Annotated in this window: 1 pseudogene; it reads right to left on the reverse strand. The window is 61.2% G+C overall.

Going from position 1 to position 500, the window contains the following annotated elements:
• Positions 1 to 399, reverse strand: a pseudogene (locus F8N80_RS31045) (ABC transporter permease); the annotation flags it as partial.
• Positions 400 to 500 lie beyond the last annotated feature (101 nt).

Consider the following 500-nt stretch of genomic DNA (forward strand, 5'->3'; position numbering starts at 1 on the left):
CGCCTTGACGATGTAACTGGCCCACATCGGCATCATCACCGCGATGTAGAAAAACGCCTTGGTCTTGCCCGTGGTGTAGCGCGCCATGTAATAGGCGATCGGGAACGCGACGATGGCGCTGGCGATCGACACGACGATGGCCATGCTCAGCGTGCGCAGGATGATGTCGAAGTTCGACGGTTGAAACAGTGCGGCAAAATTCGCCAGGGTCAGGTCAGGGGTGACCGCCATGGTGAAGTCGTCGAAGGTGTAGAAACCCTGCCACAACAGCACCGGCAGCGAGCCGAGGTAGATCGCGCCAAACCACAGCAGCGGCGGCACCAGCAGCATCGACAAGTACAGGTTGGGCTTGCGGTAGAGCAGGTTGGAAAACCGGCGCAACGGCGGCGATGCAGTCATCGCGAGCGTGCTCATGTCACACCCCGCTCGTCACGGTGTCGTGCAACGGAATCATCGCATCCCGCGCCCAACGCGCACTCAGGCGCTGACCGGTCTGGTGT

Origin of the sequence: Pseudomonas fluorescens (genome assembly GCF_902497995.1) — a bacterium.
GTDB classification, from domain to species: domain Bacteria; phylum Pseudomonadota; class Gammaproteobacteria; order Pseudomonadales; family Pseudomonadaceae; genus Aquipseudomonas; species Aquipseudomonas fluorescens_BK.